Source organism: Microcoleus sp. T3_D1 (assembly GCF_036700405.1).
GTDB lineage: Bacteria > Cyanobacteriota > Cyanobacteriia > Cyanobacteriales > Microcoleaceae > Microcoleus.
The window spans coordinates 39,630-53,428 of sequence record NZ_JAUBOV010000037.1 but is presented as its reverse complement, the minus strand read 5'-3'; the positions used below and the strand labels follow the sequence as shown (position 1 = coordinate 53,428).

Genomic DNA, 13,799 nt, shown 5'->3' with positions numbered 1-13,799 from the left:
CTTTTGGGAAATTAGTATCACCGAAGGCATTAGGCACTTATCCAGAAAACAGAAGGTAAAAATACCGAATTCCCAAAGAAAATAGAAGGTGAAAATACTGATATGTTAAACTTTTTTTCTTCTCCTCCTTCCATCCGGTTCGTCAACCCTTTTAAATAGACAAGCTGATGCAAGAACCCTGAGCAGTTTTGCTTACTTCAATCCTGGCTTGAAAAGCTTCTTTCAGGTGGGGCATATGGGTAACGGTGAGAATGCAGGCGAAGTCGGAGGCGATCGCATTAATTGCAGCAATCAGCCGATCGCACCCTTCAGCATCCTGAGTGCCGAACCCCTCATCAATAATCAACATTTGCAAAGCCGTGCCCGCCCGCTGAGACAGCAGTCTCGCCAGCGCCAGCCGAATCGCAAAATTAATCCGAAAAGCTTCACCGCCAGAGTAAGTTTCGTAGGCGCGAGTACCGCGAGCATCAGCAATTAAAATATCTAAAGTGTCAATCAATTTAGTTGCTTTTTTAGAAGCAGCAGCCCGCTGAGTAATAAATTGAACGTGCAATTGATTCGCGCTCAATCTCGACAATATCTGATTTGTTTCAGCTTCGAGTTGAGGCAAAACATTTTCAATCATTAAAGCTTGAATGCCGTTTTTACCAAAGGCTTGACCCAACTCTTGATAAACTCGCTGCTGGCGTTTAGCAACTTGCATTTGCTCTTTTTGAGCTACTAGCTGAACTTGCAGATTTTCCAGATTTTGCTGCTGCTGCTGGAGGCGTCCGAGACTTCCCAAATGTTGGTCTAGCTGCTGGCGGCGGCGACTGATTTGCTGTTCGATCGCACTTATGCGGGCTGTGGGATCGGGATGTTCTTGCAACTGCTGGTTCATCGCGGAAGTTTGAGCGCTGACAGCTTGCAAATCTCGATCGCGCACTGCGATGGAATTTGCTATTTCATTAACCCGCTGCTGCACTTGCGGGTACTGCACAGTTGCCGATCGCAATTTTTCGGCGCGGGCGATCCACAACTGCGATCGGCGCATTTCGCTCCGCACGTGTTCGTGCTGTTCCAAATTATAGCCAATTTCCGCAATGTATCTATCTAAAGATAGAATTTCCTGCTGTATTTCCGAGCTATTTTTTTGCTGTTCTAACTGTTGCTGTACGGTGGCTAATTGAGTTTGCAAATCCGGGCGGCGGGCATTAATTTTATTCAGTTTCTGCTGAGCGTCTTTGATTTGAGCTTGCTTAATTTCCGCCCACCGCAAGCGCTTTTCATCGCTGCGGGCGAGGGAGTGGCTGCGATCGCTATAATTGAGCTGTTGCAGTTGCTGTTCGATTTGCTGGAGTTCGCCCAAATCCTCGGCTGCATACTCGCCAGTCCGTAGCAACCGCTCTATTTCTGCAGCGTCTTGACGCATACTTTGCAGTCGGTTTTCATCTTGGCTCAGACTATCTAATTGTGCTTGTAAATGACTGCGACGTTCCCGCAATTCTTGATAGGGCGCTAATTCCTCTTCTAGTTCGCGGTATTCATGTCTGAGAACTTGAATTTCGCGCTCAGAGACGGCCAACTGTTCGCGGACAACCCACAGTTGGTTCCAGATTTCCTGCTGTTGGGAGTGGTGTTTTGTGACTACCAAATTCCAGTAGTGTTCGTCTAAAGGTCGATCGCACAAAGGACAATTGCCAAAATTTGCATCCCGCACCATTAAATGCGAATTCGATGGCTCGTTTTCCGCAAAATTCGAGGATTTACCTTCGCCTGCGGTTTTTTCTCCTTCATGTTTCCGCAGCAGTTGCAGTTTTTGGTCGATTTCAGCGAGTCTGGTTTGATAGTCGCGGCTTTTGGCTTGCAGGTTTCCTAGAAAGTCGTGCCTTTCTTGACCTTTTTCGCGGACTCGCTGCTGATAAACTCGCTTGTTTTCCAACTGCAAAATTTGATTGGCGATGGCCGAGATTTCCTGCTGTAATTGCGGCTGTCGCTGCTGCTGCTGAACTTGCACCTGTCGGTTGATTTCCTCTAAGCGGGCGGTTAAACCGGCGCGGGCGCGATCGAGCTTTTGTTGCTTTTGCTGCTGCTGTTGTAGCAGCGGCGAAACTTGCAGTTGCAGTTGCTCTAGTTCGTTGAGGCGCGATCGAACTGCTTGCAACTGTGCGAGTCCTTTGTCAACATCCGGCTGCTGTTTGAGAATTTCCAGAACATCTTTTTCATCTTGTTCTAAAACCTCTAATTGAGCTTGCAACTGCTGAATTTTGCTTTGCAAAAAGCTCAGTTCTTGCCGCTGCTGTTCTTGCAATTGCTGGCGCTGATTTTGGGCTTGTTGGTTAGCTTTGAATTTGCCAGCCAGACTTTCTTCTGTGGCTTGCAAGCTGTGGAAATACGCGATGCCTGCTGTTATTTCCTTTTCTTGTTCTAGGAGGGCTTGCAGCTCATTTTGCTGCTGTTTGGCTGCGCTGAGTTCTTGCTGCAAGCGGCGGCATTCTTGAGTGATATTGTAGTGCTGTTGCTGGTGGCCGGCGAGGAGTTTTTGCCAAGTTTGGCGGTTGTGGTGCTGGAGTTGCAGTTGCTGTAACTCGGTTGTGTCGGCTTGCTGCTGCTGCTGAAGCAAATCGGTTGCTTGCTGCAATTGAGTTTGTTCTGAGGCGAGAGCCTCTTTTTGTTGGAGTTGCTCTTGTACGGTTAGCAAACTCTGTTTGAGCACTTCGACTTGAGCTTTAAACTGTTTGGAGGTATCCTTGGCTTGGTCGGATAAAGTATCGTAGGAGTCGAGTTTGAGCAGGTTGGCTAAAACTTGTTTGCGTTCGATCGGCTTTTTGAGCATAAATTCATCAGCTCGCCCCTGCCGCAAATACGCCGAGTTGATGAAAGTATCGTAATCTAGTTTGATGTGTTCGAGGATTTTTTGCTGAGTTGTTCTCAGCCCCTTGTCTGTGAGCGTGCGAAAATTAAGTTTTTCCTCACTCTCGGCAGAATTCAAGCTGACTTGAAATTCCAAACTTCCCGATTGTCCGCGTCGGCGGTTGCGAATCACCCGGTAGATTTGGCCGCCGGTGGAGAAAGTGAAATCAACGCGCACATCAATTTCGCCGATATGGATGATATCGTCTTCCGTATCGCTGCGGCAACAGCCCCAAAGTGCCCAGGATATGGCTTCTAAGAGGGAGGATTTGCCAGCACCGTTAGGCCCGCAAATGCAAGCGGTGTGCAGGCCGCGAAAGTCTAAAGCAGCTTCGCGATAGCTGAGAAAATTTTTGAGTGTAAGTTGTATAGGAATCATTTAGGCCGCCGCGCCGTACAATCTATCTATAAATAACATTATTTGTACGCTGTTGCCTAGTTATTCAATCTAGATCCAGAACTATTGTCAGTGCTTCGGAAATGTCTTCCATAATTTTCTCGGACAGGGTTCCGAGTTGTCGGACAAATCTTTGTTGGGAGACGGAACGGACTTGAAAAGTATCGGCGGCGGAGAGTTTCGCCAAGCCATTTTCTGATGTCGGTTCGAGCTGCACCATCCAATCAAGCGGGGAAAAAAGATCGTTCCATGCTGTAATTGGAACAATTACTTTGAGCCGCAAATTTCCCACTTCATCATCGCTGACAACCACAACAGGTCTAGTTTTGCCAATTTCATCTCCCACCGTTGGATCTAGTCTGACAAGCCAAATTTCGCCCTTACGCATTAGTTTCTACCCCTGCGCTCAGATATTCTTCCTCTGAATCGAAATACGGTTCGCTGTCGGGCGACCACAAATCGTGCAGCGGCCCTCCTGGTTCATACAAAGGAACTGCTGCTTCTGCTGCGGCTCTGAGTCTCCGCTTTCTCTCAACTTTGCGCTGGGCTTTTTCTTCTATTTCTTCGCGCATCATCCGCGAAGCTGTTTCGATGATTTCTAGGCGTTCTTCTGCTGTCAGATTTTTGAGTGCTGCTAAGATTTCTGTTTTGGTCACGGTTTTTTCGGGTGGTTGGTGAGAAAGTGCGATCGATCTCATATGTTGCACCATTTTCAAGAACAGGCTTTTCGGCCTGTTCCACAAAGAGTGAATTTGATTGTGGGATGGGCATCCTGCCCGTCCATAAAAAGCTTATTGAAAATGGTGCAAGATATAAGATCGATCGCACCATCATTATATCTTTCACAAAAATCAATATCGCCGCTCTGTGCTGATGACGCACCCTACATTACCGGTCTGTGCTTATGGCGCACCCTACATATCGCATAGGCAGATTTTCCATCATCAAAAAGGGTTGACTGTATTCCTACAGCCAACCCCGCGCTTATTTATTTGTCCTGCGTTTGCTCAAACAGCAACACTACCGGGCAATATTCGGGAACGTATAGCCGACACCGACCAACAATCCCACTTCAGCTCCGTCTACAAAACCAATATTCAGTCCGGCTGTGGCTGTAAAATTTCTCGTCAGCGGCACATCTACACCCCCCGAAATCAGGAAGCCCAAAGTACCGTCATCCCCGGTAGAAATTATCACGCCAGCACCTGCATAAGGAGCAGCAGTAATCACAAAATCCTCGCTGACTTCGACGGTATTTTGAGATACAAAATCGAAGGTAACGGGAACTAGAAAAGCTAAGTCGTCCTGGAACAAAACAGTCGGTCTCACCGACAAATTGTTTGTCAAACCGATTTTGCTAATGATGGCAAATGAACCGTCGCCTAAGGCTGAATCTCCGCCAAAACCTAGATTGCCGCCAATCCCGATGTAGCTGGGCCCAGAACGGGTAGCTCGGCCTGGTCGGATTTGAGTTCCTTGAGCTACTTTTTCAGTTTGTTCCGAGACAGTTGCCGGTTTTTCAGCAACTTTCGGTTGGTTTGTCAAAGCTGAGGCGGAAGTGCTGACAGGATTGCTCAACAATTCTTGTGCTGTTTGGACTTCTTTTTCTTCCTTCGTTGCTGTTACTTCCAGATTATTGGTCTGGGCAACAATTGAGGTAGGTCGATCGCTCTTTTTGGCAGCCTCGACTTTTGGCTGCACTTTGACACCATTATCAGCAATTTTAGCGGTTTCTTCCGACTTTTGGGTCTCAGCAGCAATGGATGTATTTTGCGCTGTTTCTGTCTCAGCAATTTCAGATGTTGCTGCTTCCGATTTTTCGGGTGCAGCCATAGATACTTGCGAGTTGCCGGCCGGTTCAGAGGCTGCTGGCTCTGCCGCTTCTGTTAGTTCGCTCCAAGTGATTGAATCAATTTTTTTATTACTAGCCGTTGTTTCGGCGTCGGGTTTAACTGCTGAAGTTGCCGTCGGCTCAGAAATTTGGTCAATATTTTGAGCAGCTATTGTTGCAGTTGTAGCGACATCGGGCAAGTTGCCAGTTTCAGCTTTCGCTGACATGGTACTGCAACAAACAGCTAAAGCTGCAAGATTTATTAACGCAAAAGTAGACTTGGAAAATAGACTATTCATAGAAACTCCTCAATGAAGGGGGTGTTAAAAGTGTAAGTGTTTGAGGGCGAACATCGAGAGCTTTGCTCAAAAAAGACACAAATATGAGTTGTGTTGTTCCTAGATTCCCATTTTACTGTTGAATAGTCAACTCTCAAGCTGATTAGATTCAAGAACGGACGGCGGGTTTAGAGGCTAATTTTAATTTACCGATCGAGCGCCAAAAAATCAATCCTAGGGATGATTTCATCCTTAATCCTGTTTAATTGATGGGTCGATCGCGCGTCTCGCTTGCATTCTACAATACTGTACTTGGGGGCGCTGCACTCGCAGCCACGCCGGAAAAACCCGGTTTTTGAGGGCGCACCAGCTCGAAACCAAGAGACAGCAAGCTTTCAAAACAGTTTTGGCAACCCCGCCGTCCCAAGCAAGTGCAGTTAATACAACGCGATCGGCTGCTGCAGGGTTTATGACAATTAATGTAGAATAATACCACCGATCCGAGAAATATTTGTGGCTCGATCGTGTCAAAATTACTGAATATTGTCAGGAACCTCAGCCCTGACGGCATGAGGCTTGAAAGAGAAATCTAACAAGCCATCCTGACGGGCTTAAGTCTTTACTGACTACGTTTTTTGGGTCACGATACCGGAGAATGCGAAGCTAGTTTTCCGCTCTATCGCTTGCAACTAAACAGTCTTAAGGTCACGCTCGACGGTGTTGCTAGCTGGCGCAAGCTCACTAAACATTAGCGAAGCTAACTTTACCCCAGAAATGGGAGTTTGAGGCAACCATACCTCATGGGAGGGGCAACCATACCCCTCCACCCCGCGAGGGGATTCAAATTAAATGTAAAGCCGTGCTAAAAGCACGGGGTTTCTACCCATTTTTAGGATGAAAATTGTGTAAAATTTAGTCTTCTATTCGTAAAGTTTAGCCTTCGCTTTCGCTCAGGGTCTGACCATCTCACAACAGCACGCAACTAAACAAGTAAAAAAATACAAATTATCTCATCTCAACCTGACTTTATGAGCAAAGTTCTAGTCATATTAGGCGAATTGAGCGATCGCGACATCGATTGGATGCTCGCCAACGGCACCCGCACCCAAGTCCTCCCCGGCACAACCCTGATCACCGAAGGTAAGCCCTTAGACGCCCTCTATATAGTTCTGGAGGGAACTTTGAGCGTTTCTGTATCATCTTTAGGCGACAAAGAAATTGGAAAAATTATTTCCGGGGAAGTGTTAGGCGAAATGTCTTTTGTAGACGGGAGACTTCCTTCTGCTAGCGTCACGGCAATTGAAGAGTGCCTCATCCTGTCAATTCCCCGCCGGCTGCTAACGGAAAAACTCGAGAAAGACGTGCTTTTTTCCCTGCGGTTTTATCGGGCGATTACCAAATTTTTGTCGTCGAGACTGCGAGGTACAGTCAAACGCTTCGGCGATGATAGTGAGGGTTTAATATATGAAGATCCCGACGGCGAGGACGGCAGCCCGCAAAATGTCGAAAATCCAGATTTGGCGGCATCGAGATTTCAATGGCTGTTGGAGCGTTTGAAGGGGAGTTGAAGTTGGGAGCATCTCAATGAAAGCAGGCAAGCTAGAAGTTGGAGGCAGGAGGCAGGAGGCAGGAGGCAGGAGGCAGGAGGCAGGAGGCAGGAGGAAACAGGCAGAAGGAAGGGGGCAGAAGAACTGTTTTTACAACTATGAGATGCTCGCTTGAAGTTCGGCAACAAGCAGTGTACAGGACTTAATGGATTTAACACCAATTCCCAGTTACCAATTTCTAGTTACCATTTCCCAATTACAATTAGAAAACATATTTTTCAGCGACGCGCCAATAGCGAGAAAAACGCTTCAAATCAATGTAACCATCGTAGCGGACAAAGGGTTCGGGTGGCAAAACTTCTACGGGGTGCGATCGCTTAATTTCCCGGCAAATATCCTGAAACCGAGGACTGGGACTTTCGGTAGTTACCACTTGATTAGCGCCGGATTCGATCGCAAAAGCGATAACTTCTGCCGCCACATCGCCCCGCCGAATAACTACCGGCAACTCCAGCAAACATTCGTAAATAAACACCATTCGTTTGAGACTCAACTGCCATTCATCAATGAGCGCATCATCCCAAACCCAGATTGCCGGTGCCTCTGGGTGCGCTTGAAAAGCCGGGCCTTCAGGACTCAAGCAGTCACCGTGCAGCCAAATAATCGGATTGTTCATAAATTGCGAATTGTTGACTGTTAACTGTTGACTGTTGACGGTTGACGGTTGATTGTTGACGGTTGATTGTTGACTGTTAACTGTTGATAACTAATGACTAATGACTACTGACTAATGACTACTGACAACTGACTTTTTAATTTCTGCTACCTTTTTTAGGCCGATCCCAACTTTTAGAACCGCCGCTACGATCGACCTTTTCTCCATGAGGAAACAACTTCCCTTCCAAATATTCGTAAGTTCCCTCAAAATCGCATTGCCCATACAGAGGACAATCGCGACAATAAACCGCCTTCGTGTAACGCTCCAAATTTTCCCGATTAAAAAAATAAGGTTTGTGACTAAAAGTGCTAGCTACCCACTGCCAAGAAAGATTATTGCTCGCCGGATCTCCATCTAGCAAATGTTGCAAAAACCAGCGAGCTCCGGCTTGCCAGCGCACGCGGCGCCAGTGTACGAGATAAGCAGCAGTCCACATCCGCTGGTGATTGTGCAAATAACCAGTTTCTCGCAACTCGCGGCTGAAACTGTCGATGCAAACCAAACCAGTCGTGCCCTCGACGACATCCTGCGGCAGAGTTTCGCTGTAATATGAAGCAGTGTAACCAGTTTTGTAGGCTTCCCGGTCTTGCCAAATCCCGTTGCCCAATTCGGCGTACAGTCGCTGCCAATAATCCCGCCAACCCAACTCGTTGACGAGTTTTACTGCCTCTTCTCGATGCCGCACCTTCTCCAGTACGGCATCCCGGACTTCGGCAAGACTCAAAACGCCGTAGCGCAAATAGGGCGACAAGCGCGTTACCGCACCGTTGAGGAAATTGCGGGTTGATGCGTACTTGCCGGGGTCAATTTGTTGCAGGGCTGTCTCGGCTGCTTTCCGCCCGCCTAGGATCGGGGGTACGCTGCTGTCCCCGGCGGCGGCTTCGGGGAACTGTTCGCGCACGTAGGCTATTAATTCGTCGCGGCTGGCAAATTCCCGCTTCATGTCCTGACTCATTGTTTTTTCAAGCGCCTGCTATTCTTTCCTCATGTTAAAGCTATTTTTTTGGGCGTGCGGGGTCGATCGCCCTACATTGCCCTGAGTTCCTGGTAACTCACATGGTGCACCATTGTCAGCAACAGGCAAGATGCCTGTTCCATAAAAGATAAATTTTCTTGTGGAACAGGCATCTTGCCTGTTCATAAAAGGCTAATTGAGAATGGTGCAATATCTCAGTGGTAACGTACAGTTTGCCCCAGCAGCAATTGATCGTCGGTTCGCCGCCAAAATTAGCATCAAACTCAGTACACTCAGGGATAGATATCATACCAAAATCTCATGGAAACTTTTCCGGCGGACGCTCAAGCGATCGCCAGCTTAGCTAACGGACAGCAGCAAGGTACAAAACAACTGGAAAACAGCGAAGTTCAAGAGTTCGATCGAGCCATGATGCGCCGCTGCATAGAATTGGCTCGCCGTGCTCTGGGCAAAACCGCACCCAACCCCCTTGTCGGTTCTGTAATTGTCCGAGACGGCAAGATTGTCGGCGAAGGGTTTCATCCCGGTGCCGGTCAACCTCACGCCGAAGTTTTTGCGCTCCGGGAAGCGGGGGAACTCGCCGAAGGAGCGACCGTCTACGTGAACCTGGAACCCTGCAACCACTACGGCCGGACTCCTCCGTGTTCTGAAGCTTTAGTTAAGGCCAAGGTGGCAAAAGTAGTGGCTGGCATGGTCGATCCGAATCCTTTGGTAGCTGGAACTGGGCTAGCCCGGTTGCGAGAGGCTGGCATTGAAGTGGTGGCGGGAGTGGAAGGGGAAGCTTGCCAGAAACTCAACGAGGCGTTTGTTCACCGGATTTTGCACCGCCGGCCTTTTGGAATTTTGAAATATGCAATGACTTTGGACGGTAAAATTGCTACCAGTAGCGGCCACAGCGCTTGGGTGACAGGCGAGGAGGCTCGGAGCGAGGTACACCGGGTGCGCGTCGGCTGCGATGCTGTGATTGTTGGGGGAAATACGGTGCGTCTAGACAATCCCCTACTGACGAGTCACCAGCCTGATAGGAATAATCCCCTGCGGGTGGTGATGAGCCGCACTTTGGATTTGCCGAAGTCGGCTTGGTTGTGGGAAACCTCTGTGGCGGCTACTTTGGTGCTGACTGAGCCTGGGGTTAACCCGGAATTTCAGGAATTTTTGATCGCCAAAGGGGTGGAAGTTGTGGAGCTCTCGCCTCTGACACCGACTAATGTTATGGCTTATTTGTACGATCGATCTTTTCTTTCTGTACTCTGGGAGTGCGGCGGCACTTTGGCCGCGAGGGCAATTGCTGAGGGTGCAGTTCAAAAAATTATGGCTTTTATTGCTCCTAAAATTGTCGGTGGCCAAGGAGCTCCAACTCCTGTGGGAGATTTGGGCTTTTCGGCAATGACTGAGGCTTTGACTTTAGAGCGGGTTTCTTGGCGCGCGGTGGGTGCAGATTGTGTGGTAGAAGGCTATTTAAAAATTAAAGATTGAAAGTTAAAAGCGAGTCTTTTGAGTTTTTGATTTTTAACTTTTAACTCCTTTTATGGTTGAAATTCTGATTTGGAGTTTGATGATTGGCAGTCTCGGCTTGGAGGCTGCGCTTGTGGGTCTTTTGGTGAACCACGAGCAATTGGATGCGGGGCAAAAATGCGATGAGGAGGAGGAAGTTTTGACTCGGTACGAATCTCAAGAGGATAATTTTAATGCGCCTGAAAATGCGCGCTCCAATGGCACTCCCCCATCTGATCCCAATTCTGTTGATTTGACGGTTTGGGAGTACAAGATTGTGCGGGCTAGCAACGATTTGTTCCGCAATCCGGCGATTTTTCACAAGCTATGCCAGGAAGAGGCGGAAGTTGGCTGGATTTTGCTCGAAAAGCTAGACGACAGGCGGGTGCGGTTCAAACGTCCGATCGCGCTGCGGGACGCCCCGATGCCTAATTTACCAACGTTTGACCCTTACCGCACTCATTACGGCCCAATCTCGACTGCGATGAATTGGGCTGTGGCGATCGTGTTTATGAGTGCGATCGTCCTTCCTGCTGTTTTGGGCTATGCTTTGGTGTCTACTACTCTAAGCAGAAGTCGCTCTAATTGGCCTCCGGCACCTGTTCAATCTTTGCCCTCTCCCAGCGGGCCAGCAACTAATAAGTGAAACCTTGGCAAATTGTCGATCGTCCTTTTTGCAGCCTGTTTTATAGCAAGTCTAAATCATTTGTCAACTCGATGTTTTTTTACGAACCGCGAAGGCGCAAATACCGCGAAGGAAGAGAGGAGAAGTGATATCGTTTCCGGTTGCATCGGAATGATTTAACCGCAGAGGGCGCTCCAGAACGCAGAGGGAGAGAATACAGAGATGAATACAGGACGATGCTACCGGATTTGATATGAGGAGAAGTCTGGGTTGGTTTGACTGATTTAGGCTTGCTATATGCGTTATTTTGATTTTAAATTTGGGGCGGTATTACTGAGGGAGCAGCTAGCAATCTCAAGTTATAATTTGTATCGCCTTGAAATTGAGAAACGCGGACAAAATAAGTCCCCGCAGGTAAAGCCCCATTGCTGACAATTGTTTCTGATGCCGTGCCTAAATTGTTAGACGAAGCAATAATATCGTCTAATCCAACTGCGCCGTTGCCGTTGAGATCCTGAATTAATTCTACATCAACATCTGCACTCAAGCCGTCAACAGTTACACTGAAAAGGCTGGGAGTATTGAGGATGAAACTGTAAATGTCGGCGGGTTCAGCAGATCCCACAAAATCGCTCGCAGTTTGAATTTCAGTCAGAATGCCCAGGCTTTTTGCTGCGTTCAAATTGTCGGCGGGATCGGGGAGAGTGCTCAACAGTCCTTCTTGTTGACCGAATTGAATGTAATGGTCGATCGCACTTTTAACTGCGCCGCTTTGGACGGCGGCTGCTACCAGCGGATATTTTTCTAGATAAAAGCTGGGATCGAAGAAAACGCTGGGTTTGCGGTTTTCTAATTGACCGGCTTTCAAGTAGTGTTCAAATGGGGTAAATTGATTTGTTTGGACTGCTATCTGAACGTCTGGGTTGCTTCCTAGATAGAAACCAATATCAAAGAAAGGGTTGGGGTTGCGTCGTTCAAATTGACCGAATCTAATAAAGTGATCCGCTCCTGAAAAGCCGTTGAGTTTGGCTGATACCGCTACATCTGTATTGGTGTCTAAATAATAGCTGGCGTCGAACAGGGCATTCGGGTCGCGATTTTCAAATTTGCCAATTTTTCGGTAGTGATCGAAGGGACTCGATACCGTGCCTCTGGCAACTGCTACGGCGACATCTGAGTTGTTTTCGAGATAAAATTTGCTGTCGAACAGTGTTCTAAGGGTTAGCATTATTAAAAAAATCTCTCTGGACTTTAGTCTGGAAAGTGCACGATCGAAAATCCAGTTTACATCAAAGTTTTGTTTTGTGAGGATGTCTTAATTATGGCTAAATCTGCACTGATGGCAATGCTGCGCCGCGCTGCGAGTATTGCCCAGAAATCAAGGGAAACGGGCATTCCGGCTGATGAACTGCTGGGGATGCTGAGCGATCGCATTCCTAATTCTGCCATATCTCGTCGCCAGTTGCTGCACGGGGGTTTAGCTGCTGCGGGGGCGGCCGCTGCTGCGACTTTTACCAGGGATGGAGGGGGAGCTTTTGCTCAACAGGGCGGACGATCGCCGATTTTGGTTGTGGGTGCGGGAATTGCGGGTTTGACGGCCGCTTATCGCTTGCGCCAAGCGGGCGTGCGCGCCGATATAATCGAGGCAACTAACCGCGTGGGGGGGCGGATACGCACGGTTCCCAAGGTGGCTGGAACGCTAATTCCGGCGGATTTGGGAGGAGAATTTATTGACACCGGTCATACTAATTTAATCTCGCTGGCGACGGAATTGGGTTTGCGGGCGATCGACTTAGCCCAGGTGCAGAGTGGATTTGTGAAGGATACTTTTTTCTTTCAAGGGCGACGACTTCCTCTTGAGCAAATAATCGCGGATTTTGCGCCGCTAGCGACTAAAATTAATGGAGATTTGGGCGCTATCGGAGATAACATTAGCTATCAAGATTTTACGGAAGCAGCGGAAAGATTGGACAATCTTTCGATCGCTGAATATCTAGACCAAGCTGATACTAGCACGCTACTGCGACAATTGTTGCGGGTTGCTTATACGGTATTCTACGGTCGAGATCCCGAAGAACAGTCGGCGTTAAATCTACTGTTTTTAATCGGTTCTGAATCGGGCAGTTTTGAATTGTACGGCAACAGCGACGAGCGTTATCAAATTGACGGCGGCAACAGTCAAATTATCAACAGTTTGGCGGGTCAATTGTCGGGTTCGATCGAGGCGGGGACGGTTTTGGAAGCGATTACTCTTTTGCCGGATGGCCGCTATCGGGTAAATTTGCGATCGGGACTAAGCGCGTTCGAGCGTACTTACGAGCGAGTTTTGTTAACTTTACCGTTCAGCACTCTGCGAGACGTTAAAATTAACGTACCTTTGCCCCAACCAAAGCGGCGGGCGATCGAGCAGTTGGGTTACGGTACTAATTCTAAGTTAATTACTGGCTACCGCAGCCGAATTTGGCGGGAACTTTATCGATCGACTGCTTCTGTTTATAGCGATTTAGAATTCCAGAGTACCTGGGAAGCTACACCTTTCGCTCCTACTCCTAACGGTTTAGTTACTAATTTTACAGGCGGAAAGCAGGGTTTGTCGATCGGTGCCGGAACTCCAGAAGACCAAGCACAAAGATTTTTGAACCAATTTGAAAGAGTTTTTCCCGGAGTGAGAAATTTGCGATCGGGCAAAGCTGTGCGAGCTTATTGGCCGGGAGAACGCTTTTTCAAAGGTTCTTATTCCTGCTATTTAGTCGGACAGTGGACGCAAATGTACGGTGTTGAAGGCGAACGAGTTGGCAATTTATATTTTGCCGGAGAACACACTTCGCTGGAAAATCAAGGTTACATGGAAGGCGCTTGCGAAACTGGACAAAGGGCGGCTGTTGAAATTTTGCAAGACTTGGGTTTGATACCTTCTGCTAATGCTTTGAATACTCGAACTGCGAGCAGTTTGAACAATCCCCGTCCCAGCCGGAAAGTTCCCGGAGCCCGGAATCTTAGGAATAGAAAGCCGAGTATTAGATAATCTCGTAAGGTGGGCA

Annotated in this window: 12 protein-coding genes; 4 read left to right on the top strand and 8 right to left on the bottom strand. The window is 48.1% G+C overall.

From position 1 onward, the window contains the following. Positions 1-151: 151 nt before the first annotated feature. The 5 genes from QT992_RS17895 to QT992_RS17875 form a co-directional block, all read right to left on the bottom strand. On the bottom strand, positions 152-3,271 hold the full coding sequence (locus tag QT992_RS17895; RefSeq protein ID WP_333315183.1) for an AAA family ATPase: 3,120 nt from the start codon (positions 3,269-3,271) through the stop codon (positions 152-154). Between the two features lie 64 nt (positions 3,272-3,335). Then, positions 3,336-3,677, bottom strand: coding sequence for a type II toxin-antitoxin system PemK/MazF family toxin (locus tag QT992_RS17890; RefSeq protein ID WP_333315185.1), 342 nt, complete (start codon positions 3,675-3,677; stop codon positions 3,336-3,338). Next, positions 3,670-3,999 carry a hypothetical protein gene (locus QT992_RS17885; protein ID WP_333315186.1) on the bottom strand — a complete coding sequence of 110 codons (330 nt, stop codon included), beginning with the start codon at positions 3,997-3,999 and terminating at the stop codon, positions 3,670-3,672. Before QT992_RS17885 ends, QT992_RS17890 begins: the two co-directional genes overlap by 8 nt. Before the next feature lie 310 nt (positions 4,000-4,309). Next, positions 4,310-5,419, bottom strand: coding sequence for a hypothetical protein (locus QT992_RS17880; RefSeq protein ID WP_333336749.1), 1,110 nt, complete (start codon positions 5,417-5,419; stop codon positions 4,310-4,312). A 231-nt stretch (positions 5,420-5,650) separates the two neighbouring features. After that, a complete protein-coding gene (locus tag QT992_RS17875; protein WP_333315188.1) occupies positions 5,651-5,929 on the bottom strand; it encodes a hypothetical protein in 279 nt (92 codons plus the stop codon). Positions 5,930-6,426: 497 nt separating this feature from the next. On the opposite strand from QT992_RS17875, the gene QT992_RS17870 reads away from it, so the two are divergent. Continuing rightward, entirely contained in the window at positions 6,427-6,966 is a 540-nt protein-coding gene (locus QT992_RS17870) for a cyclic nucleotide-binding domain-containing protein (RefSeq protein WP_333315189.1), read from the top strand. 241 nt (positions 6,967-7,207) lie between these two features. Here the strand turns inward: QT992_RS17870 and QT992_RS17865 are convergent, their stop codons facing one another. Continuing rightward, positions 7,208-7,621, bottom strand: coding sequence for a hypothetical protein (locus QT992_RS17865; protein WP_333247610.1), 414 nt, complete (start codon positions 7,619-7,621; stop codon positions 7,208-7,210). 136 nt (positions 7,622-7,757) lie between these two features. Then, positions 7,758-8,618, bottom strand: a complete 861-nt coding sequence (locus tag QT992_RS17860) for an FAD-binding domain-containing protein (protein ID WP_333336747.1) — start codon at positions 8,616-8,618, stop codon at positions 7,758-7,760. Between the two features lie 321 nt (positions 8,619-8,939). On the opposite strand from QT992_RS17860, the gene ribD reads away from it, so the two are divergent. Both ribD and QT992_RS17850 read left to right on the top strand, forming a co-directional pair. Then, positions 8,940-10,115 (top strand): bifunctional diaminohydroxyphosphoribosylaminopyrimidine deaminase/5-amino-6-(5-phosphoribosylamino)uracil reductase RibD, encoded by a 1,176-nt coding sequence (gene ribD / locus QT992_RS17855; RefSeq protein ID WP_333315195.1) that lies wholly within the window; start codon positions 8,940-8,942, stop codon positions 10,113-10,115. Between the two features lie 52 nt (positions 10,116-10,167). Then, positions 10,168-10,779 carry a hypothetical protein gene (locus tag QT992_RS17850; protein WP_333336745.1) on the top strand — a complete coding sequence of 204 codons (612 nt, stop codon included), beginning with the start codon at positions 10,168-10,170 and terminating at the stop codon, positions 10,777-10,779. A 292-nt stretch (positions 10,780-11,071) separates the two neighbouring features. Here QT992_RS17850 and QT992_RS17845 read toward each other — a convergent pair whose 3' ends face one another. Then, the gene (locus QT992_RS17845) at positions 11,072-11,986 is read right to left on the bottom strand and encodes a PPC domain-containing protein (protein WP_333336743.1); all 915 of its coding nucleotides are present in this window, start codon (positions 11,984-11,986) and stop codon (positions 11,072-11,074) included. Between the two features lie 93 nt (positions 11,987-12,079). On the opposite strand from QT992_RS17845, the gene QT992_RS17840 reads away from it, so the two are divergent. Continuing rightward, positions 12,080-13,783: an NAD(P)/FAD-dependent oxidoreductase gene (locus tag QT992_RS17840; RefSeq protein ID WP_333315199.1), complete on the top strand. Its 1,704-nt coding sequence runs from the start codon at positions 12,080-12,082 to the stop codon at positions 13,781-13,783. Positions 13,784-13,799: the final 16 nt, after the last annotated feature.